24 protein-coding genes are annotated in these 22,446 nt (G+C 30.1%); 8 read left to right on the top strand and 16 right to left on the bottom strand.

Going from position 1 to position 22,446, the window contains the following annotated elements:
- Positions 1-97: 97 nt before the first annotated feature.
- Entirely contained in the window at positions 98-1,603 is a 1,506-nt protein-coding gene (locus G9F72_RS08465) for a DUF1846 domain-containing protein (RefSeq protein ID WP_164957895.1), read from the bottom strand.
- Positions 1,604-1,998: 395 nt separating this feature from the next.
- On the opposite strand from G9F72_RS08465, the gene queD reads away from it, so the two are divergent.
- From queD to queC, 4 genes are read left to right on the top strand one after another with little or no spacing between them, the layout of a single operon-like run.
- On the top strand, positions 1,999-2,430 hold the full coding sequence (queD, locus tag G9F72_RS08460) for a 6-carboxytetrahydropterin synthase QueD (protein WP_164957894.1): 432 nt from the start codon (positions 1,999-2,001) through the stop codon (positions 2,428-2,430).
- Between the two features lies 1 nt (position 2,431).
- The gene (queE, locus tag G9F72_RS08455; protein WP_164957893.1) at positions 2,432-3,097 is read left to right on the top strand and encodes a putative 7-carboxy-7-deazaguanine synthase QueE; all 666 of its coding nucleotides are present in this window, start codon (positions 2,432-2,434) and stop codon (positions 3,095-3,097) included.
- 4 nt (positions 3,098-3,101) lie between these two features.
- Positions 3,102-3,707, top strand: coding sequence for a GTP cyclohydrolase I (folE, locus tag G9F72_RS08450; RefSeq protein ID WP_164957892.1), 606 nt, complete (start codon positions 3,102-3,104; stop codon positions 3,705-3,707).
- 17 nt (positions 3,708-3,724) lie between these two features.
- Complete coding sequence (gene queC / locus G9F72_RS08445; protein WP_164957891.1) at positions 3,725-4,381, top strand: 7-cyano-7-deazaguanine synthase QueC; 657 nt, start codon at positions 3,725-3,727, stop codon at positions 4,379-4,381.
- 58 nt (positions 4,382-4,439) lie between these two features.
- On the opposite strand, the gene G9F72_RS08440 is transcribed toward queC, so the two are convergent.
- The 6 genes from G9F72_RS08440 to G9F72_RS08415 all read right to left on the bottom strand — a co-directional run bounded on the left by G9F72_RS08440 (position 4,440) and on the right by G9F72_RS08415 (position 8,300).
- The gene (locus G9F72_RS08440) at positions 4,440-4,763 is read right to left on the bottom strand and encodes a thioredoxin family protein (RefSeq protein ID WP_164957890.1); all 324 of its coding nucleotides are present in this window, start codon (positions 4,761-4,763) and stop codon (positions 4,440-4,442) included.
- Positions 4,764-4,932: 169 nt separating this feature from the next.
- Positions 4,933-5,643, bottom strand: coding sequence for an HAD-IA family hydrolase (locus tag G9F72_RS08435; RefSeq protein WP_164957889.1), 711 nt, complete (start codon positions 5,641-5,643; stop codon positions 4,933-4,935).
- A complete protein-coding gene (locus tag G9F72_RS08430) occupies positions 5,640-6,101 on the bottom strand; it encodes a SpoIIIAH-like family protein (RefSeq protein WP_164957888.1) in 462 nt (153 codons plus the stop codon). Before G9F72_RS08430 ends, G9F72_RS08435 begins: the two co-directional genes overlap by 4 nt.
- A 79-nt stretch (positions 6,102-6,180) precedes the next feature.
- Complete coding sequence (locus tag G9F72_RS08425; protein ID WP_164957887.1) at positions 6,181-6,801, bottom strand: histidine phosphatase family protein; 621 nt, start codon at positions 6,799-6,801, stop codon at positions 6,181-6,183.
- 85 nt (positions 6,802-6,886) lie between these two features.
- Complete coding sequence (locus G9F72_RS08420) at positions 6,887-7,591, bottom strand: hypothetical protein (RefSeq protein WP_164957886.1); 705 nt, start codon at positions 7,589-7,591, stop codon at positions 6,887-6,889.
- A gap of 130 nt (positions 7,592-7,721) precedes the next feature.
- Positions 7,722-8,300, bottom strand: coding sequence for a 5' nucleotidase, NT5C type (locus tag G9F72_RS08415; protein ID WP_164957885.1), 579 nt, complete (start codon positions 8,298-8,300; stop codon positions 7,722-7,724).
- 171 nt (positions 8,301-8,471) lie between these two features.
- Here G9F72_RS08415 and G9F72_RS08410 point away from each other — a divergent pair, with 171 nt between their 5' ends.
- Positions 8,472-8,663 (top strand): hypothetical protein, encoded by a 192-nt coding sequence (locus tag G9F72_RS08410; protein ID WP_164957884.1) that lies wholly within the window; start codon positions 8,472-8,474, stop codon positions 8,661-8,663.
- Positions 8,664-8,729: 66 nt separating this feature from the next.
- Here the strand turns inward: G9F72_RS08410 and G9F72_RS08405 are convergent, their stop codons facing one another.
- From G9F72_RS08405 to G9F72_RS08370, 8 genes are all read right to left on the bottom strand, one after another.
- Positions 8,730-9,404, bottom strand: a complete 675-nt coding sequence (locus G9F72_RS08405; RefSeq protein WP_164957883.1) for a hypothetical protein — start codon at positions 9,402-9,404, stop codon at positions 8,730-8,732.
- A gap of 206 nt (positions 9,405-9,610) precedes the next feature.
- Positions 9,611-10,513 carry a GNAT family N-acetyltransferase gene (locus tag G9F72_RS08400; protein WP_164957882.1) on the bottom strand — a complete coding sequence of 301 codons (903 nt, stop codon included), beginning with the start codon at positions 10,511-10,513 and terminating at the stop codon, positions 9,611-9,613.
- Positions 10,514-10,596: 83 nt separating this feature from the next.
- Positions 10,597-11,784 (bottom strand): glucosaminidase domain-containing protein, encoded by a 1,188-nt coding sequence (locus G9F72_RS08395; protein WP_164957881.1) that lies wholly within the window; start codon positions 11,782-11,784, stop codon positions 10,597-10,599.
- Between the two features lie 101 nt (positions 11,785-11,885).
- The gene (locus G9F72_RS08390) at positions 11,886-12,539 is read right to left on the bottom strand and encodes a hypothetical protein (protein WP_164957880.1); all 654 of its coding nucleotides are present in this window, start codon (positions 12,537-12,539) and stop codon (positions 11,886-11,888) included.
- 40 nt (positions 12,540-12,579) lie between these two features.
- A complete protein-coding gene (locus G9F72_RS08385; RefSeq protein WP_164957879.1) occupies positions 12,580-13,113 on the bottom strand; it encodes a histidine phosphatase family protein in 534 nt (177 codons plus the stop codon).
- Positions 13,114-13,404: 291 nt separating this feature from the next.
- A complete protein-coding gene (locus G9F72_RS08380; protein WP_164957878.1) occupies positions 13,405-14,001 on the bottom strand; it encodes a winged helix-turn-helix domain-containing protein in 597 nt (198 codons plus the stop codon).
- Positions 14,002-14,151: 150 nt separating this feature from the next.
- Positions 14,152-15,417 (bottom strand): MFS transporter, encoded by a 1,266-nt coding sequence (locus G9F72_RS08375; RefSeq protein ID WP_164957877.1) that lies wholly within the window; start codon positions 15,415-15,417, stop codon positions 14,152-14,154.
- Positions 15,418-15,709: 292 nt separating this feature from the next.
- Positions 15,710-16,873 carry an iron-containing alcohol dehydrogenase gene (locus G9F72_RS08370; RefSeq protein ID WP_164957876.1) on the bottom strand — a complete coding sequence of 388 codons (1,164 nt, stop codon included), beginning with the start codon at positions 16,871-16,873 and terminating at the stop codon, positions 15,710-15,712.
- Positions 16,874-17,175: 302 nt separating this feature from the next.
- On the opposite strand from G9F72_RS08370, the gene G9F72_RS08365 reads away from it, so the two are divergent.
- The 3 genes from G9F72_RS08365 (at position 17,176) to G9F72_RS08355 (ending at position 21,645) form a co-directional block, all read left to right on the top strand.
- On the top strand, positions 17,176-17,883 hold the full coding sequence (locus G9F72_RS08365) for an HAD family hydrolase (RefSeq protein WP_164957875.1): 708 nt from the start codon (positions 17,176-17,178) through the stop codon (positions 17,881-17,883).
- A gap of 99 nt (positions 17,884-17,982) precedes the next feature.
- Complete coding sequence (locus G9F72_RS08360) at positions 17,983-20,070, top strand: helix-turn-helix domain-containing protein (protein ID WP_164957874.1); 2,088 nt, start codon at positions 17,983-17,985, stop codon at positions 20,068-20,070.
- 147 nt (positions 20,071-20,217) lie between these two features.
- The gene (locus G9F72_RS08355; RefSeq protein ID WP_224676038.1) at positions 20,218-21,645 is read left to right on the top strand and encodes an MATE family efflux transporter; all 1,428 of its coding nucleotides are present in this window, start codon (positions 20,218-20,220) and stop codon (positions 21,643-21,645) included.
- A 114-nt stretch (positions 21,646-21,759) separates the two neighbouring features.
- Here G9F72_RS08355 and G9F72_RS08350 read toward each other — a convergent pair whose 3' ends face one another.
- Entirely contained in the window at positions 21,760-22,434 is a 675-nt protein-coding gene (locus G9F72_RS08350; RefSeq protein ID WP_164957873.1) for a Type 1 glutamine amidotransferase-like domain-containing protein, read from the bottom strand.
- Between the last annotated feature and the right edge of the window lie 12 nt (positions 22,435-22,446).

Below are 22,446 nucleotides of genomic sequence, written 5' to 3'. Positions count from 1 at the left end.
AAAATAATAGGGACAGTTAATAATTTATTAAAGTTATTAACTGTCCCTATTATTTATTTATGCAACTTTCAACATGCCACTTGCCACGTGGGTGGCACTATATATAGTAAAGACTTTCCGTTGCGTACTCCGCATCCGAGGTTATATCTATACCAAGCTTTCTGAAAGTTTGCTCATCATTTGTACTTATAATTGTAGTTGAGTGAGCTTGACATCCTTTTAGCATTACTAACTTATCCATAGCAAACTTTGCTGTTGGATTCGTAGCAGCACATATACTAAGTGCAATTAACACATTTTCGCAATCTAAAGCTGGTTTCTTACTGCCTAAGATTTTTGATTTTAGATTTATAATTGGCTCAAGTATAACTGGAGAAATAAGATGAATTTCGTCATCTATATTTGCAAAATATTTCACAGCATTTAAGATTATAGCAGCTGTTGCATCCATTATATCTGAACTTTTACTAGTTAATATTGTTCCATCATTAAGCTCTATTGCAAGGGCTGGGCAAGCTTCATTTTTATTAGAACATTGCTTTAAATTAGCTGATCGCTCTCTTGCAGGCATAACAACTTTTCTATCTTGCTGTTTTAAGTTAAGTTCTTCCATAAGAAGCTTTACTCTCTCGAAGGTTTCTTTATCTATATACCCTTTTTTATATTCACAGCCTGTTTTAAAATACCTACTTATTATCTCTTGCTTAGATGCTTCTTTTATAACCTCATCGTCAATAATTCCAAAGCCTACTCTATTAACTCCCATATCTGTTGGGGATTTATAAACAGCTTCTTCCCCTGTTATTCTTTCTATAATTCGCCTAAGTACAGGGAAGGTTTCAATATCACGATTATAGTTTACAGATATCTTATTATAAGCATCAAAATGGAAGGAATCTAGCATATTTATATCGTTAAGATCTGCTGTTGCAGCTTCATAAGCTATATTTAGTGGATGCTTCAGTGGAACATTCCATACTGGGAAGGTTTCAAATTTTGAATAACCTGCTGCTCTACCTTGCTTATGTTCATGATAAAGTTGACTAAGGCAAGTACCTAGCTTACCACTTCCTGGTCCTGGTGCAGTTACAACCACAATAGATTTTGTTGTTTCAATAAATGGATTTTTACCATATCCCTCATCACTTACAATTGCATCTACATCTGAAGGATATCCTTTAGTTGCCCTGTGTTTATATACTTTTATGCCTCTGCGTTCAAGCTTATTTATAAAAATCTTAGTTGCTGGTTGCTCATCATATCTAGTGATAACAACGCTATTTACATCAAGCTCATAAGCGCGTAAATCATCAATTAATCTTAAGACATCCACATCATAAGTGATACCATAGTCCCCTCTTATTTTGTTTCTTTCGATATCTCCTGCATATACACAAATAATGACCTCAACTTTTTCTTTTAATTTATGTAGTAACTTAATTTTTGCATTTTCATCAAAACCCGGTAAAACTCTTTTTGCATGAAGATCATTAAAAAGTTTCCCACCAAATTCTAAATATAACTTATCATAATCATTAACTCTTTCTAAAATAAACTTTGATTGTTCTTCTAAGTATTTTTTCTGATCAAATCCTATTTTCATTTTTACTCCTCACTTACAATATTATTTTTTAGATATTTTATAACAAATATTTTATAAGCAATATTTTCCTATAAATAATACAATAAAATTTGCTTTTACAACTTAATATTATCGCACAATTTCAGCTTAAAGTAAACTGATATTATGATTGAACTTTGACATTGAAATTTGACATAACTCATAATTTATAGTAAAGTTAATAATTATAAAACAAAATAAGACAGTTCTAAACCATCCTGTCTATAAACAAAACTAGGACGTAACTACCGTTTTAGGTAGCTTTTTTTGTATAAGGGTGGAGTATGCCCTTTTTTATTTACAAAAAAATATAAAAAATACGGCAAATTTAGTGAAATATTAATTAAATTAACATAAATTGTAGGAGGGTGCACCACATGTATATTTTAAAGGCAGAACATAGTTTTGACAGTGCTCATTTTCTTTCTGGCTATGATGGGAAATGTTCAAATATTCACGGACATAGATGGAAGATTGAAGTTGAAGTACAATCAGAAACATTGGTTAAAGGTGGTCAACTTGACGGAATGGTAATAGATTTTGGTGATTTAAAAAAAGATGTTAAAGCTATGGTAGATTCTTATGACCACGCCTTGATTATACAACAAGGTAGCATGCGTGTCGAAACCTTAAATTGTATAAATCAAGATGGTTTTAATGTTATTGTGGTTGATTTTAGGCCAACAGCAGAAAACTTCGCAGTTTTTTTCTTTAAACTAATGAAGAATAAAGGGTATAATGTAAAGAGAACTACAGTTTATGAAACACCTACTAATAGTGCAACATATGAAGAAAGCGAGGTACGTTAAAGTGAAATTTAAGGTAGTTGAAAAGTTCACAAGCGTTAATGGAGAAGGTCCTCTATCAGGTCAGCTTGTAGTATTCATAAGATTTGCAGGCTGTAATTTAAATTGTAGCTATTGCGATACCACATGGGCTAATATGGATGATGTGTGTTATGACTTCATGACAGCAACAGACATATATAAATATATTAAATCTACTGAAATTAGAAATGTAACCTTAACTGGTGGTGAACCACTATTACAAGAAGGAATTATAGAACTATTAGAAATGCTTTCTAAAGATAGGATGCTTCATGTTGAAATTGAAACTAATGGTAGTGTTCCTTTAAATGAGTTTGACCATATAGAAAATCCACCCAGCTTTAATATGGATTATAAATTACCTTCTAGCAATATGGAAGATAAAATGAATTTGAATAACTTTGTGTATTTAAGTTATAGAGATACAGTTAAATTTGTGTGTGGTACCATAAAAGATTTACAAAAGTCTAAATTCATAATAGATAAATATGAGCTTTCAAATAAAACCAATGTGTATATTAGTCCAGTATTTGGACAAATTGACCTAGAGCAGATTGTAGACTTTATGAAGGACAATAAAATGAATGGTGTTAATCTTCAAGTTCAACTTCATAAAATCATTTGGGATCCAAATAAGAGAGGTGTATAAAATTATGGCAATTGATTTAAAAATAATTGATACCAACGCAATTGAAGAACATATAAGAGGAATTTTAATAGCTTTAGGTGACGACCCATCTCGCGAAGGGCTTAAAGATACGCCTGCACGTGTAGCTAAAATGTATGAAGAAGTATTTGCTGGCATGTGTTACAGCAATGATGAAATTGCTGAAATGTTTAATACAACCTTTGAAGATGATTTAATAGTTAAAGAAGACTCCCGGGATATAGTCATAATGAAGGATATCCAAATTTTTAGCCATTGTGAACACCATTTAGCACTGATGTATAATATGAGTGTTTCAGTTGCATATGTCCCTACTAAAAAGATTATTGGACTAAGTAAAATTGCAAGAATAGCTGATATGGTAGGACGTAGATTGCAGCTTCAAGAAAGAATAGGAACAGATATAGCTGAAATTATGCAAAAGGTAACTGACTCCCTGGATGTAGCTATTATTATAGAAGGTGAACATGGCTGCATGACTACAAGAGGAATAAAAAAACCAGGCACTAAAACAATGTCGACTACCTTTAGAGGAAGATTTAATACTGATGTAATTTTAAATAATAAATTGATGATGCTTTATAATAAATAAAGAGGGGCGAATTAATTATGAATAGAGAAAAAGCGGTAGTAGTATTCAGTGGCGGACAAGATAGCACCACGTGTTTATTTTGGGCGTTAAAAAAATATAAAGAGGTAATAGCGGTATCTTTTGATTATAGTCAAAAACATATATTAGAACTTGCATGTGCAAAGGATATATGTAAAAAGCATGGTGTAGAATACCATTCTTTAGATTTAAACCTTTTAAATCAGCTAGTACCAAATTCCTTAACAAGAAAAGATATGGAAGTAGATAAGGACGCTCCCACAGATGGTGTACCTAATTCCTTTGTAGATGGAAGAAACTTATTATTCTTAACCTTTGTAGCAGTATTTGCAAAGCAAAGAGGGATAAATAATATTGTAACTGGTGTATCTCAAAGTGACTTTAGTGGATACCCAGATTGTAGAGATGTGTTTATAAAATCCTTAAATGTTACCTTAAACTTAGCTATGGGTTATGATTTCGTAATTGAAACCCCACTAATGTGGATTAACAAGGCGGAAACTTGGAAAATGGCTTATGATTTAGGTGTACTTGATGTAGTTAAAGAGGACACTTTAACTTGTTATAATGGAATAAAAGGTAATGGTTGTGGAGACTGCCCTTCTTGTAAATTAAGAAAAAAAGGGTATTTAGAATTTAAAGAAAAATACTTATAATAAACAAAAGAACGCTTAGTAAATTTAATATGTTTACTAAGCGTTCTTTTTTATTCATTTAAAATAGCATATTATAATATCTCTCTATAGTTTCTTCTAACATTTCAACGCTAATAAATCTTGCCTCTCGAATAATTTCTTTACCCTCAATGTAAACCAAAATTCCTGGCAGTGTAAATATTGAGTACTGACCTGCTGCTTGGGTAAATTTATCGACTTTAATTTTACTTATATTAATTTTCGGGAATTTAATTAGCATTTCCTCAATTTTAGGAAGCAGTCCACCACATACGTTGCAGCCTTCTGAAGTAAAGTAAAGCATTGCTATAGTATTATTTTTTATGAACTCATCCATTTCCTCTAAAGTATTTAACTGTATCATTTTTATTCCTCCTAGTATGGTGCCACCCACGTGGCAAGTGGCATCTTTAGATATTATTATTTAGTAAAACTACTAAACAATCAATCTTTATATACCCCCACCCCCTATATACTAATCTTTAATTTATACCATGTCAATACGCAACTTTAGATACATTTAAAAGGAAAGTCTACTTTGCTAATAGCTCTTCAAGTTCACTTAAATCATCCACACACATAATATCTGTACACTCTTTTAATTCATCACCCCTCAATATCACAATTCCCTGCATACCGAGCTTTATAGCAGCTTTAACGTTCACAATATTATCGTCAATAAATATTGCTGCTTCTGCTTCTATGTTTAACTGAGAAAGAGCTGTATTGAACATTAGCTCATCTGGTTTCAATACCCCAAGCGTTGACGACATAACAAAGGTAGAAAAGTATTCTCTTAGACCAGCGTTTTTAAATACACGCTCTAGTGAAGGCCAAGTATCAGATACTACACCTAGCTTAAAATTCTGACTTAACCTTGGTATAACTTGAAATACATCTTCAAAAAATTCAAATTTGTCATCATTATAAACTGTATCTTTGGCTATTTCTGAGATATAATCCGCACTTATTTTAAGCTCAGGTAACTCCTTTGAAAATATATTATAAAATTCTATAAAATGTTTTAATTCTTCTTTTTCAGTTAAAATTAGTGGATGATCATGAAAGTACTTATCTCCTTTATGAAATGCATTTTCTATGAGATCTATATTTAAAGTTTCAAATTTATTCTTATCAACGTATTTGAAAAAGTTTGGTGGCATAAACCACTGCCCTGTTCTAGGTCTATTAAGTACGCGCCCAGAATCAAATAATATTGCTTTTATAATTTTAGGATCTATCATTTTATTTCCACCTCAATATCTCCAATTTTCGTCACACTCATTACAGTATCCCGAATTTCATTTAATTCACTTTTACTCAATTTATTATCATGTTTTATAATTAATCTTACCCTATCATCAGTTATAATTGCAACTACCTCATCATAGCCTTTGTTTTTTAAAAGTAATTCAATTTGAGATTCATTATTGGCTGCTACTACAATATTTATATACTTGGATGCTGCAATAGCTCTAACTTCTTTAGAAATATTTCCATTATCCATTAATTCTTTTAAAGATTGAAGAGTTTTTGCAGAGGATTGATCTCTCTTGAGTTTAGTTTCCAAGAAAAATTCTGATGTTTGTTTATTTTTTAGTTTGTTAATGATACTCGCTTGATAAATAACAAATACACCTAGGACAAAAATTATCCCCAACATAATTGTAAAATATTTATTCAACTTCAAATTGCTTTCCATAATCAATACTCCTAAATAATTTATACACTATATTATTTATGAGCATTAAAGGATATTCATGCTTTAAAATTTTCATTTTCTATGCTCTCTTATCCTCTAATTCTTCCAAATGAGCGTAATCATTAACGCAATGAACATAGAATTCTCTAGTGCTTTTATCATACTTTATAACACTTATACTACAGTTTTCTGGAGGAAACCCTATATAAAATCTTCGTTCTTGCGCAAGACCTAAAAAGCCACTTATTAAGGCTCTTATTACCCCGGCGTGTGTAACAACTACCACATTATTCAAATCACTACTTGTAATTTCCTTTATCACTTTTATTGAGCGTTCCCAAACATCCTTGCCACATTCACCCTTTGGATATGGAATGTCTATTTTATGCTTTAAAAACTCTTCCATGAAATAAGGGTAATTATCTTTCACATATTCCCATCCTTTAACTTCACATTCTCCCATATCTATTTCTCTTAAATCAGGTCTTATTACAATATCTACATCTAGATGCTTATTAATGGTTTCAGAAGTTTGTACCGCTCTTACCATTTTGCTTGAGTATATCTTTTCTATATTATATTTTATAAGTCTTTTTCCTAGTAATTCAGCTTGTTTATATCCTTTCTCAGTAAGCTCAAGTGAGTCCCTATTTCCGTATTGCTCATATTTGTCTCCGTGCCTTATTAAATAAATATACATGCTCTCTCCCTTAATTCACAAACAATTTTTCCCACGTAATGTGGCAATTGTTTGTTCAAATTATTTTCCCCACTAAAATCCCCTACTATTTTCTATAACTTATTTGCTTCAAGCTTTCTATATGGTCAAAACTTTCAATCTTCAAATTATTATTAGTATATAAGAACTTCACACCATCAACCCATTGTCCTTCATGATCCTTCTGCAAAAATGTTTCAATTAAAGATACAGATGTAATTGTGCCTCCAGCGGAGCCTTGGAAATAAGTTCTTGCCCATGAATATCCCTTAAGTTGTGCTTGCTCCTTTATTTTCTGATTCTCTTCAGTCTCTTTTAAATTTATTACCGCAATTTTTTTCCCGTCAATTTCTGTAATTTCAGAAACCTCAATAGGTAAATTATTAAAATTAACCTCTGACAGTGCTTTAGCAAGGGCATCCAATTTATTTTTTAATGATAAATTCTCGGCTATATAAGTACCAAAATGTATCTTCTTAGCATAGCTATTTACATCAGCTGAATATATTGGATAAACACTATTTTTTTGTTTAGATATTTGCTCACTTATGAAAGCATTGCTTGCTTCTAAATCCTTCAGTTTAGCTTTTGAATTTTTAGATTCTACCGTTAATTCCACAATTGAATTTTCAAGCTTACTATTTTGCTCTTTCATAGTACTAATTACTTTGGTTAGTTTCACATTTTCTTCTTTTAATGAGTTAGAACATCCACTGCCTATCATTGCCACTGCAAGCAAGATAACCCATAATGTAATTATTTTTTTATACATTTTACCCCTCCGCCATATAAATAAATATTATCTGTCACTAATGTTATATTATGGTTAAATAGTATCATTATATCCTGCTACAGTAAACAGTTTTAGATTTTATATTTCCCCAAAATAAAATAAACTGATATTACATTGCCTTGCTTTGTAATATCAGTTTATTAATTGTTGAGTATATTTCTTTCCAACTATAAACCCTAACTATATTTTCATTTAGTGGCTTTCGATTATAATTAGCATCTAACAAAAGAACCTTAAATCCTGCATCTGATAGCTGAACTGCATTATCATAATTATCTTCAATAAACACATTGCATTCTAATTCTCTTGCTTTATCCACTTTATAATGACTACCTAAAACAAACAAATCATCATATAAAATTCTATTTTTCCTTAAGTATGAATGAGTTAACATAGTGAGTGATTTTTCTCTTGCTGTAACGAAATATATATTATGCATCAAACTTAATCTTTTTATAACAATTTGCACATCTTCGCGAAGCTTTTGCTCTGAATGAATTTGAATTTTATTTTTATCATAAAATTCCTCATATTCGCTCTGTTTAATGCCCATTACCTCATGGATATAATATTTAGTTATCTGCTCCTCAGTAATATTTTTGTTAAAATATTTATTGGTAATATTAAGCCAATAATAAGCATCCGTAATTGTTCCATCAATATCAATACATATATTTAAATTTTTCATATTATCTTCATCTCCTTATGTTTTCATTATATGCCTGAAAGGTTAAGAACAGGTTAAACTTGTATTATGATTTGTTTAAATATTGAGAATTTTAGCAATATAAACTACGAATATATATCATTAATAATCAAATAATAACTATAAGAATAAACTACAAGGAGATGTTGTAAGATGGCAGGTTTACCCTATGATGGTTTTATGCAAAAGGAACTATTAGTAAAAGGCCAACTAATTAATTCTTCTAATAATGATGAAACTACAGCTCATTGCAGTCATTCCTGCCCTAAGTGTGGAGTAAGAAAATGTGAATTAAGTGAAGGACATTCTGGTAATCACAAATGCACTGAAGGACATACCTGGTAATAAAAAAATGTGAGATAGCCAGTGCCACCCACGTGACACCTGGCATCTCACATTAAATTCAATAATTTAAATCCTACTCCTGCTATTCTCCCTTTTACTGTTCCTATCTCTAGACATTACCCTCCAAAAGTGTCTAAGAGTATTTACCCCTTCATAGAGAATACCTGTTTTGCAAAAGAAAAACTCATCATCTTTTGTTTTTATCTTCTGCCTAAATGGATAGTCGTAGAGATTTCCTGAATAATAAATAAATTGCCTCATAATACCACAAATATCTGTTGGTGTTATCTGATATGGTTTTAATGAAGTAAGGTTGATTCCTCCTCGCATTAATGCTTCTATGACAAATTCAGAGCATATATATGTCTTATAAACAGTATGCTTTTTATTAGACATAATCCCAATGGCCTGAAGGAAATTATAGTAATATACCTCAACATCATTATATGTATCATCTATAAATTTACTTATTAATTTGTATTTTTCAATGGTTAAAGGTATACGATATACTTTAATTGGAACATCCTCATCAAGTTCTAATGTAAGAGTAAATGCACTTTCTCTGACAATTCCACCTACAAGAGGGTTGCTAATTGAGAATCTACAAAAGGAATACATTTGGCTTAAATTTTCATCCAAACTGATTGAAGCATGATTATATTTTGCATTTAAAAACTTTCTAACCATCTTTCCTGTAAAAGTTGGTGTTTTCGAAATCACAACATAAATATACTTTTCCATTTTACCTCTCCTCGCAACCAACTAAATATAAATCAATTAAACTTGATATACATAATCATAATTGTTTAAATAAAGAATGATTAATTATATTATAATTCTTAATTTAATTATTTCCCAAAACACAAAATATTACACTACCTTAGATAAATTTCAAATCATTAAAAAAAGGACCTTCATCAATCCAGCTGATGTCAGTCCCGAGTATTCTAAGATACTATATAATAATCCATTACAGAAATCTCTTCAAAGCCACAGGACTCATAAAGTCCAAGTGCCTTTTTATTTTCGGTAGCAACATCAAGAAAAATATTATCCACCTGTTTTTTCTTCAATATATCCAGTGCTAAGCATAAAATTTCTCGTCCATAGCCCTTTCCTCTATACTCTGGAAGTACTCCAAATCCATAAATAAAACCTTCATTATCAGTAGTACTGATATGAATCTTTCCTATAGTTTTCCCCTCAAGTTCAGCTATGTAACTAATAAAATTATCGTCAATCTGAATTGAAGTATTTTCTATATCCTCTTCATTATCAGCTTCTTTTTCCGGAGATCCAAAATAAATAGAACTTTGCCTTTCAATTTCAATGGTATCTTTATTAGTTGCCACTCTGAGTTTAATACCTTTGTTAGAGTTAGCCTGAAGAACTTTTTTATTTAAACACATCTTGTACTCAGAAGATCCATATTCAGCCCCAATCCTATTTATAAAAGCTAACCCAGAACTCGATGAATGGTCACATAGCACTAACACCTCTGCCGGGCATAATTTTTGCCATTCTTCCTGAGCAAGCAAATATAGCTTTTTAAAAATACCTTTTCCGCGAAACTCAGGGTGTACCATACCACTGACTTCTACTGAGGTTCCATGAAAATTACATAAACCTAAATAACCCACCAGAATTTCATTGTCGTAGTAGAAGAACTCCGCCATAATTTTATTTTTAATGGAATTCTTTCTTTGGTACATCTTAAAATCAAGCTCTAATTTTAAATTAGTTTTTTGTTTTTCATAGCAAATAGCTTCTAGACTTTTAATAGCATTATATTCCTTTTTATCGAATTCTAACTTCATACTCATGGTAATAGTATGTTTTTGATTTTCCATTATTTTTTCCCCCTATTTCATAAAATCTCTACTTAAAATATAACCTACATTTTACTAATACTCTATATAAAAAATAATTATACTTATTTCTTAACATGAAAGTCATATAATAATTCATCAAGCATCTCAAAAATTTTCCTAACTCCGCTTCCCCAGTTTTTATCATTCGCATATTTATTATTTATCCAATCAAAAATATCAATATCAACAGGCTTGTCCTTAGCCAGGTTAATAACAGTTCTAGCAGCTATTCTGCTAGAATCGTAAATACTAGTATTATATTCTTTCCAGCTATGGAATACATTAAAGGGATTATTTGCAATCTTTTGCGCGTTTTCATCGCTCTTTGGAACGAAAGACTGTTCCTGACCAGTAATAGCAAATAATACATGTGGATTTAAATTAAACTCCCTAGAAGCTCTAATTATAGCAGAGAAGTAGGGTTCCTCGGCAAGCATTGAATTTCTCGTCTTTAAAAAATTCAATAATTTGTCTTTATCAATGGTTTTGTAATTAAAATAATCTGGTAGATAAGGATGATAACTCATTGCGTCTGTAACATATAAATCATATTTTTCAATATTTGATGCATAAACCTGTGGCCTTTCATTTTTATCTCCTAGAAATTCACCGCTATTAATGGGATTATTTAATAAATATAAAAACAGTATCAATAAAGCTAATACAGAAAGTGCTATTTTGGTGGAATAAATTTTATTTAAAACAGCCTCTACTTCTTTTGAAATACTATTAATTTTTAATGCTAATTGTTTTTTATATTTGAGTAATGCACTTCTAAAATTATGTTTGAAAGCTGATACCCCTTGATGTTTAGCTGGTGATTTAATTTCTATATAAGATGATTTTTTTATATCACTTGAGTTATGCAATGAATCCAGATATTCTTCAAAATTTTTCTGGGATACAGTATTTTTTTGATTCTTATTTATCCATTCAATAAGTGAGATTTTAAGCTGCGGATTCTCTTCTGATTCAATAATATAGGCGTTAAAAACATCCCATTTTAATATATTTTCCTTGTCTTTTAAAATTGTGCTTTTCATAATGTTTCTTTTAATATTCTGCTTCTGCTTTGTATTTATTCCTTCTAAATTCTTATCAATAATTTCATACATAGTCTTTGATAATATGGAGGCATTTTCTTTAGAAGAGTTATTAGGATACTTTTTAACAACATATAATTTTATCCTTTCTATTTCTTTACTTTTTAAAACAAAGGAAGCTTTTAATTCATCAATCACATTCTTCATAACTTTAAACCTACCCCAATAAATTATATTTTAAACGGATTATAATAATATTCCAATTAATCCCATAGATTATTATTCATCGTATTGCTGAAGTTCAAATTCTACCTTTTACTATTCCTATCTCTATACATAACCTTCCAGAAGTGCCTAAGAGTATTAACCACTTCATAAAGAAGGCTTGTTCTGCAAAAGAAACGTTCATCATCTTTTGTTTTTGTATTCTGTATAAATGGATAACCCTTCAAGTTTCCAGAATAATAAATAAATCTCCCCATAATTTCACTAATATCTGTTGGTGTTATCTTGTAGGATTCTAATGAAGTAAGTTTGAGCCCTGCTTGTTTTAGAGTTTCCATGACAAATTCAGAGCATATGTATGTCTTGTAAATAGCATGCTTTTTTTTAGAAATAAGCCCCAGAGCTTGAATGAAATTGTAGTAATAAACCTCTTCATCATTATATATATCAAATATAAATTTACTTATTAGTTCATTTTGCTCTGAGGTTACAGGTATGCGATATACATTAATAGGAACATCATCCTTAAGTCCTATGGTAAGCGTAAACACGCTTTCTCTGATAATACCACCTACTAGAGGATTGCTAACTGATAGTCTACAAAAGGAATACATTTGGTTCAAATTTTCATCTAAACTGATTGAAGCATGATTATACTTTCCTTTTAAAAATTTTCTAATTATCTTTCCCATAGATGTAGGTGTTCTTGAAATAATCACATACACATACTTTTCCATTTTTCTACTCCTAGCAACCACCTAGTTATTATTTAAAATTTTATTTATTTTTATAAATGTATATTTTACCATTTCTAGCTTTTAAAAATTTTTCTCCCTTAAATCCTCTTTTGCTAAGTATCTTTCTAATTTCATATAACGTTCCTGCATGACTTACAATAAGTATATTTTCATTCTCATCATCTAATATCGTATCTAGAATTTCGTTTATTCTTTTTAATGTTGTTTTTCTTCCTTCTGGTTGAGATCTATGATTTCTAATCCAAGCAAATCTACCGAGTATTGCCCAAAGGTAGTAGGATATTGGAATTTTTATATTCATAAAAGCAGTAGAAGAAATCTCCACTAATTTATCTGTTATAATAGTTTCACCATGATATATAGTTTTTGCAGTGGTGATAGCCCTGCTTATACTACTACAATAGCATTTATCCCATTCATCATCGATAACCACCTCATTTGGTATTACATCTGACACGTCGTATTTTTCCATATATTCATTAAATTGCTTTGATGTCATAAACTGACTCTTTTTTAAATCCACTTTGAAATGTCTTATTAACCCTATTCTCATATATTTTCCACCTTCACTCTATCGAAACTATAATCTATATTTTACCATATTGTTTGTAAATATAATATACTTTTACCACAGCCAGTAAGAATGCATTATAATTCTAGTTTTCTATTTCTGCTCCGTATATAATTGAACTTGATTTTTTACACCTTTAGCTAATACACCTATTGTAATCATAATTTATCCCACATTCTAAATTTTTATTATTATTTCGAATTTTGAATTATCAATAATTAAAAGAAAAGTCCTCTACTTATAAAAGTGAAGAACTTTCCTTCTAAGATATTATTAAAATTTAGGTTTAGTCTTATTGTCATCACTTAGTTTTATAAAACTCATAAAAAAATGATATTTATTTTCATCAGTATCATTTTTGTCTTTAAGCCCATGTTCTAAGATAAAATCTTCTATGTATTTAGAAAACTCTTTTGACTGCTGCTCTGTAAGATATAAATCTGCCATAGTTAATTTACTTTCGGGTTTTTTATCATTTTTTTCATTAAGACTTATGTCTTCTAAAAAAACATTCTTGCTACTATTGTAAATTTCAGCAATCATTATTTGTGTCTCACCTAGCATTACAGCTTTATAGGCATCATCTATATTATCATCACATTTCACTTCAAAATGTGACGCTGTGGGCTCGTAATATTTAGCAATTATACCATTTATCTCTTTAGTATATATAAGTTGTAGTATGCCTAACTTCTCCATTTTTTTCACGTGATAATATACTTTTGCCGGAACCTCATTTAAATAGTCTGATACCTGTTTTACAGTAGCAGGTTCATTTATAGTTTGAAAAGTTTTTAGAATTCTAAATTTATAAGGGTCAGATATGGCCTTTACCTGTTCTATGGTTGATAATACTTTTGACTCTTCCATTGTATACACCTCAAAGCCTATTATAACTTATTTTTAGATGATTCATATATAAAAAAATAATTAAATATCTTCAAAAATCTCATACTGACGAGTTTTTTGAAAATACCTTAGGGAGGAGAGCATCCCTTAGCAATATATACCCTTATTATTTTACTCCGTTGCTTGACGGAATTTTTTATTAAATACAAGGGATAAAGATATTAAAATTATTATTATTCCCATTGCTCCAAATAAGACTGATATTGAAACATATTCACTTACAGCTCCAGAAGCAGCACTTCCCAATGGAAGAGCACACATCGATACCATACCTACTACAGCAGATACACGACCTAATATTTCTCTTGGAGTTACATTTAAGAAGTAGGTGGATACGGGGCTTGAAATGACAGGTACTGATAATCCGATTAACCCAAATAATACACTTGCTAAAATGCAAGATATAGTAGTATTGGTAATAACATTCCCTGGTATACAAAGTAAAGCATAATTTATACCAAGGGAAAAGAAACCTAATATAATAAGAGTTGATATTTTAAAACGCGAACCAAATTGTGCTACTAAAAATCCTCCTAGTATCATTCCTATTGTTAATGAAATTCCTAGAGTACTTAACATCTCTGTACCACTTTTTAAATTTTCTTTAACAAATGCCGGTAACATAACACCTACAGGTGAAAGAAATAAATTTATTAATGCAAATAATATTATAGTAGTACGAAGTAATTTATTGTTTTTGATAAATGAAAACCCTTCTTTAAATTCATCAAAATAAGAGTTTAAAGTTAATTTAGAAGCACTGCTTATATCACTTTTCACTTTAATAAAAAGAATGAGAATAGCAGCTATAAAGAAAGTTGCTCCATCAATAAAGAATGCACCAGAAATTCCAAAAATGGCAATAATAATACCTGCCGCTCCGAGTCCAATAAGCTCAGCAAATTTGTATGCTGATGTTGATATAGCGCTGGCCGCTAAAAAAAGTTCTTTAGGTAAAAGTAATGGTAATATAGCACTTTGTGCCGGCGATGTAAAACTCTCAAAAGTTGAGTTTATAAATGTGAGTACAAATAAATGCCATGGCCTTAATAATTTTGTCATAAATAGAAAGGCTATTATAGATACCATGATGCCTCTTCCTGTATATCCTACTATTAATACAGTTTTTTTCTTTAATCTATCTACTAAAACTCCTGCAAAAGCACTAAATAAAATATTTGGGATTGCATTTACAGCTAAAAGCGTACCTAACAAAAGTTTAGAGCCTGTTAAAATATAAACCATCCATCCAAAAGCAATAGAATCCAATGAATCACCAAAACGAGATATAATATTTGCAAAGACTAAAGTTACGTAACTTTTATGAGGAAGTAATTCTTTAATTCCATTTTTTTTATTTGCTACTACAGTTTCCATTTATAAAAACCCCCTAATCAAAATTAATTTAACGTTAAAATAATTTTAACGTTAAATTAATTTTAACACTACATTGTGGAAAAGTAAACATATAATGTAATATTTTTGATTTATATTTCAAAACAAAAAACCATAAGGTTGAGGTCCCTATATGGTTTTATAAATCGTTATGGCTTAAAGCATAAAAAGCTCCAAAATCTTAATATTTCTAAGATTTTGGAGCTTTTTATGCTTTAAGTATTTCCCAAAAATTACTGTAAGTATACTAGTCTATTTTTTCATATGCCTTATATTATAGTGCTGCTTTAAATATACTAAGTACATCTTCTGCTTCTAAAACTCTGAAGTTTCCTAGTTTACCTCTTCTTGTAGATTGCTTTGCCATTTCCCCTAATTTCTCTTCATTGATGCCAACTTGACTTAATGAAGAAGGAATTCCTAGAGAATTATAATATTCTCTTGTTTTTTCAATTGCCTTATTGGCTATTGCATATTTATCCTCATTTTCATCAATACCCCAAACATTTACTCCATATTCAACAAATTTATCTAAGGTCGAATCATTTAAAATGTATTTCATCCAGTGTGGCGTTAAAATTGCAAGACCAACTCCATGAGTAATATCATAGTATGCACTTAATTCATGTTCCATTGCATGAACACTCCACTCTGTTTCTTTCCCATAGCTTATAAGACCATTTATTGCTAGGCTTGAAGTCCACATTAAATTAGATCTTGCTTCATAATTCTCCGGATCTTTTAGAGCTATTGGCCCATAATTTATACAAGTTTTAAGCATTGCCTCAGCCATCCTATTTTGCAGGAATGCTTCCTTTGTACTACTAAAGTATACCTCGAAAATATGACTAGTTATATCTGCAGTACCTGCTGCTGTTTGTTTTTCAGGTAACGTAAATGTATAAGTAGGATCTAATATAGAGAACTTAGGTGCCATATCTGGGTGCCCTGTTCCTAATTTCTCCTTTGTATCAAAATTTGTAATTACAGCTCCTGCATTCATTTCAGAACCAGTTGCAGCTAGTGTTAATATAGTTGCAAGTGGAAGTACCTTTTTAATTTTACTTGGATCCAGCACTATATCCCATGCATCTCCTTCATAGTGATAAGCTGCTGCTATAACCTTTGCACAGTCAATGGAACTTCCACCGCCTACTGCAAGTATAAGGTCTATTTCATTGTCACGGCATAACTGAACACCTTTTCTAACGCTGGTAACTCTTGGATTTGGTTCTACCCCTGGAAGTTCCCAAAAACTAATATCATTAGTTTTTAATATTCCAGTGATTTTATCATGTAACCCACTTTTCTTTATGCTACCTCCTCCATAAACAAGCAGTACTCTAGATCCGTATTTTTTTATTTGACTACCAAGTACATTTATTTGATCTTTACCAAAAAATATTTTAGTTGGAATTGAATAATTAAAATTTTTCATTATTAATCTCCTTTTATTTTTTATTTCTTTCATATTGGATAGGCCAATCAATTTCACAGCCATTTATATCTTCTTTTGTCATTTGCCGAGTGGTATTAGGATTTAAATTAAAATCTATTTTTATTGTACAAGTACAAGTGTACTACTATAATCACTTAATACAAGTACACACTTTTTTAACATATAGTTACCACAAAGATACTAATGCTATCATTGACAAAATTTGAATTTACACATAGTATTTTATTATTACCTATAATATAAAACACAATCGACTATTTAAAACTAAGGGGTGTGAATAAATGAATACAATATTATTTGATCTTGATGGTACCTTACTTCCTATAGACATGATTCTTTTTGAAAAACTATATTTTAAAGAGCTTTCAAAGAATTTTGCTGACATAATATCACCTAGTGAACTAGCTAAGAATATATGGAGTTCTACTAAAGTCATGGTAGAAAACACAGAATACAAAACTAATGAAGAAATATTCATGGCTGACTTTACTACTAGAATGAATATGAAACTTCCTACCCTTCAAAAACGTTTTGATGATTTCTATGATACAAGTTTTTTAAAAATAAAAGAATATGCATTAGATATTAAGTGTATAAAAGAAAGTGTTAAAATATTAAAATCAAAGGGCTATACTGTTGCACTTGCCACAAATCCCTTGTTTCCTGAAAAAGCTATTCACCATAGAATACGCTGGGCAGGCTTTGAACCAGAGGATTTTTCATATGTTTCAACCTTTGAAAAAAATCATTATTGTAAACCTCAATTAAAATATTATGAAGAGATACTAAAAGATATAGATAAGAAACCACAAGACTGTTTAATGGTAGGAAATGATGTTCAAGAAGATTTAATAGCTAAAAAACTTGGATTAAAAACATATTTAATAACAAATAATCTTCTACATAGGACTGATGAGGAAATAATAACTGACTATTCAGGGGAATACGAGGATTTTTATGAATATGTAAAAGAATTGCCCGCTCTATAAAAGGTTATAAAAAGTTAGGGAGTTAACAACTTTTTAATATATTGCTCGTCCAACTTGCCACTTGCCACGTGGGTGGCACTAGGCTAAAGGAGATTTTAAATGAGAAAAGAATATATAAGTTATATAAATGATTTACCTATAAGCATCTCCCTTCAGTGTGTAAAAGACTATCCAATACATTGGCATAATTCTATAGAAATAATTTTTGTGCTTGAGGGCAGCGTTAATGTGCTTATAGAGTCAGGAAATTATGAAGTATACGAGAGAGAAATTGAGATTGTAAATTGTGACGAGGCTCATAGAATTTATTCTAAGGAAAAAAACAAAGTTCTGATTTTTCACTTAGACCCTACATTTTTTGAAAAGTATTATGATGATATGAAAAATATATATTTTTATACAAACTCTAGTGAAGAAGGAGCTCAAAAGGAAGAAAAGTATGATATTCTTAGGAACTACTTATCTATTCTAGCTTGCGAAGTAATACAAAAGAGTGAGAATTTTGATGATCAAATAGAGGCTGTTTTAGTAAAGTTATTATTTCATTTAATAAACAATTTTCACTATCTTAATTATCATGAGAAAGATTCAAAAGAAAATGTAATACAATTTCAAAGGTATCATAGAATCAGAAAGTACATCTATAATAACTACATGAATAAAATTAGTTTACAGGATATAGCTAGTCTTGAATATTTAAGTCCTTATTATCTATCTCATCAAATAAAAGATATGGCTGGAACAAATTTTAGTGAGCTCGTAAATATTGTACGAGTAGATGAATCTATTAAATTACTACTAGATACAGATAAAACTATATCAGATATTTCTCTAGATGTTGGTTTTTCACATGCCAGGTATTACAATAGGAGTTTTAAGGATCACTATAAGTGTACTCCACTACAATTTAGGAAAAAATATTGTATACCAGAAGATATGTTTGATAGCTTTATAAGAATGCGTATATATGATTTATCTGAAACACTGCAGTATATATCATATTATTTAGAAGACTATGATAGGTTCAATTATACCAATAAAATTATAAAGCTCCAAACAGATTCACTACTCCCAGGTACAGAATTGCAACATAGATGGAATGAAAAAATAAATTTAGGTCAAGCAAAGGAGCTTATCAAAGCAGGGGAACAGGGTTATTTGAGATCTATTCAAGAGGCTATAGGCTTTAAAAATGGCATAATTCAAAATTTATTTGGTAAAGAAATGAAAATATATTTCAATGAAAATGTGGAGTTTTTAAATTGGAATGAAGTTGATAAACTCTTAGAATTCTTAATGGATATATCGCTTGTGCCCTTAATAATTTTGAACCAAACTTTTAAAGATAAAAGTTCTTTTATAAAACTTTTAGAAAGCTTTATCCTATATTTTGCTGATATATATGGAATTGAAGTAGTTAGGCTGTGGAGATTTCAAGCCTCCAAGGATTTATCTGTGGATTATATAGACATTACGCGTGAAATTTTTGAAAAATATGAATTGCAAAATTTAATAGAAGATCCCTTTAATGTTCCAGAAACTATAAATACTATTTATGATTCTTCCTATATGCTTCCATATATTATTCATAATTTTATCAACAATGATAATAGCTTACTTACTCTAAAGGCTTTTGATACTGTAGAGGAAAACTCAATTTTAAATAATGAATTATTTTTTGGTTCACCGGGCCTACTTACTTTAAACGGAATAAAGAAAGTTTCCTACTATGCTTATTATTTATTGTCTAAATTAGGAAATGAAGTTCTAGACCAGGGTGATGGATACATTATAACAAGGCAAGATGAAGATATCCAGGTCTTACTCTACAGTTACAGTGATGAACTTAATATCCTAATTAAGCTAGCGGATTTATCTAAAGGTAAGGGTAGTAAAAATATTACTGAAAGAAAGATATCCTTATCCATTAAGAATTTAGTTCATGATTATAAAGTTATTAAATATGAAATTGGAGAAAAGATTGGCTCAGCTTATGATATCTGGCTTCGCATGGGAAAGCCCAAAAGGCTTAGTTATGACGAATGGAAAATTCTAACTAAGATTTCCACTCCTAATGTTTCACTATCTTATGCTAAAAAAACAGCAGTTTATAATAACATAATAAAGATAGAAGGCTATGGTTCAACACTAATAGTTCTTCAAAAAGTACAAAAACACCTATTTTAAGGTGTTTTTTTGTTATTTGTGGAAAATAGATAAATGCATGTTAGCAATTTTGTACTTTTTATCTAGCAACCCTGTGAATGTTAAAATATTTATAATAGCGTAGAATAATATGGTGGAAACAAAAAAATTTAAGGAGAAGTGGATTTCATGACAATGGGTAACGTCGCAGAAAGTAACAAAACTTTTGGCGAGGAAAAAATCGGAAAACTATTATTAAAATTTTCTATACCAGCAATAATTTCACTAATGGTCGCAGAGATGTACAACATGGTGGATTCTATGTTTTTAGGGCAAGCAATAGGGGCTAATGCTATTGGTGCTTTAACCATAGCCTTTCCAATTCAAAGATTATTTTTAGCAATATCAATGCTTATAGCTATTGGTGCTTCTACCTCTGTGGCAAGAAGCTGTGGAGATAAGGATTTCGAAAATTTAAGAACTATAATACCTAATGCTATAGTTCTAATGCTTATAATCGTATCCGTAATTAGTGCTAGTATTTTTATTTTTCAAGATAAAATTCTAATTAGCTTAGGTGCTTCTGAACATATATTCCCGCTTGCAAAAGATTATGTAAGTATAATATTACTAGGTGTACTATTTCAATCCTTTACAATAATTGCGTCTTATATTATAACTGCTTTTGGAAATACTAAAATAGTTTTATTTAGCACCTGTATTGGAGCAATTTGTAATGTAATAATAGATTATTTTCTAATAAATGTTTTTTCCTATGGAGTAAAAGGAGCTGCTATTGCAACAGTAATATCTCAGATAATAGCATTTTTATATGTACTAACTATATTTATGAAAATAAAAAGTGACTTAAAATTTTCTATAAAATTTACACTTAATAAATCAGTATCAATGGGAATAATATATGTTGGCTTTTCAACCTTTATAATAGAGATATCGGATGCCGTGGTAGCTGCTATATTAAACAATTTACTATCCTCCTATGGGGGAGATTTAGCCATTGTAACAGTTGGCTTAACTACAAGAGTTTCGATGTTTTTATTCATGACAGTAATGGGCATAAGTTCAGCTATGCAACCAATAGCTGCCTATAACTATGGCGCAGGAAATTATACCAGGTTAAAAGAAGTTGTTAAAACATCCATAATAGCAGTATCCGTAAGCTCAACTATATTATGGGCAATATTTATGATTTTCGCAGAAGGACTTATATCCATATTTATAAATGATAGTGCAATTGTAGAATCAACGGCAAAGGCTTTTAGAATAGTTATAGCTGTATTCCCTTGCCTTGGAATATATTATTTATCGATCTCTTATTGCCAAGCTATAAATAGAGTTAAAACTTCTTTCAAGTTATCTATTTATAGACAAATAATAGTATTTATCCCACTAGTGTATACACTTGTTATGGGTTTAGACATGGGAGTACTAGGAGCATGGCTTGCTTATCCAATATCGGATGTTATAGCCTTCATTACAGCTGCTATATTCATTAAATATACCTATATTTCACTAGAAATACTAGAGATGCACCAAATTTATAAGATAAATAAGGCTAAATTTATTAAAGCTAGACTTGAAGGTGTAACTATATAAAAAGGTATATTTATAAAATTAATAAATTGCTCGTTCAACTTACCACGTGGATGGCACTAAAGGCATCCAAAAAATAACTAGTCAGTAGACTAGTTATTTTTTTAGATACCTTAATTATATAATTATATGGTCTTTTTCTTTATTTTGCATCATTTCACCCTGTTTTATCATTTTTACATCGCCATAAAAGTGCACTTTATTCTCCATTACAATGATCCCATCGCCATCATTACATGCGTAAACTGTATTACCCGTACTTTTAGAATAATCTTTTAAATCATCCAAATAAATACTGTCCTTATTCCAATGTGGCATAAAATCAAAATCAACTAAAGCCAAAGAGGACAAATCCGATAATCCAACTATATCCTTATCGCCAAATTTTGCAGAGGATATGTCTTTTGACATAAGTATTGCTCCTGCGCTTAATCCTATAATATGCCCTCCATTTTCAACATACTTTCTCAGTCTAGTTATTAAATATCTTTTCTTTAGGTTATTTAAAAAGTAATAGGTATTTCCACCTGATAGATATATTATATCTGATTTAAATATTTTTTCTATTTTAGCAACGTTACAAAAATCATCAATATCAAAATATTTAAAATGGAAATTCCCATATTTACCTAACTCCATTTTTGCTTTTTCAAAATATTTTAGTTTTCTATCCGACATTGAAGGTATATAGCTTACAGTATATTTTTTATCTAAAAACATTTCTTGCACTTTTCTTTTTAAATTCACGTTATCATTTTCAGTAAAATCACTGAGCAGAATCAAGGCTCCCATATTATCATCTCA

The organism is Clostridium estertheticum (assembly GCF_011065935.2).
In the GTDB taxonomy this organism is placed as follows: Bacteria; Bacillota; Clostridia; order Clostridiales; family Clostridiaceae; genus Clostridium_AD; species Clostridium_AD estertheticum_A.
This window is presented reverse-complemented; position numbering and strand designations above follow the sequence as displayed.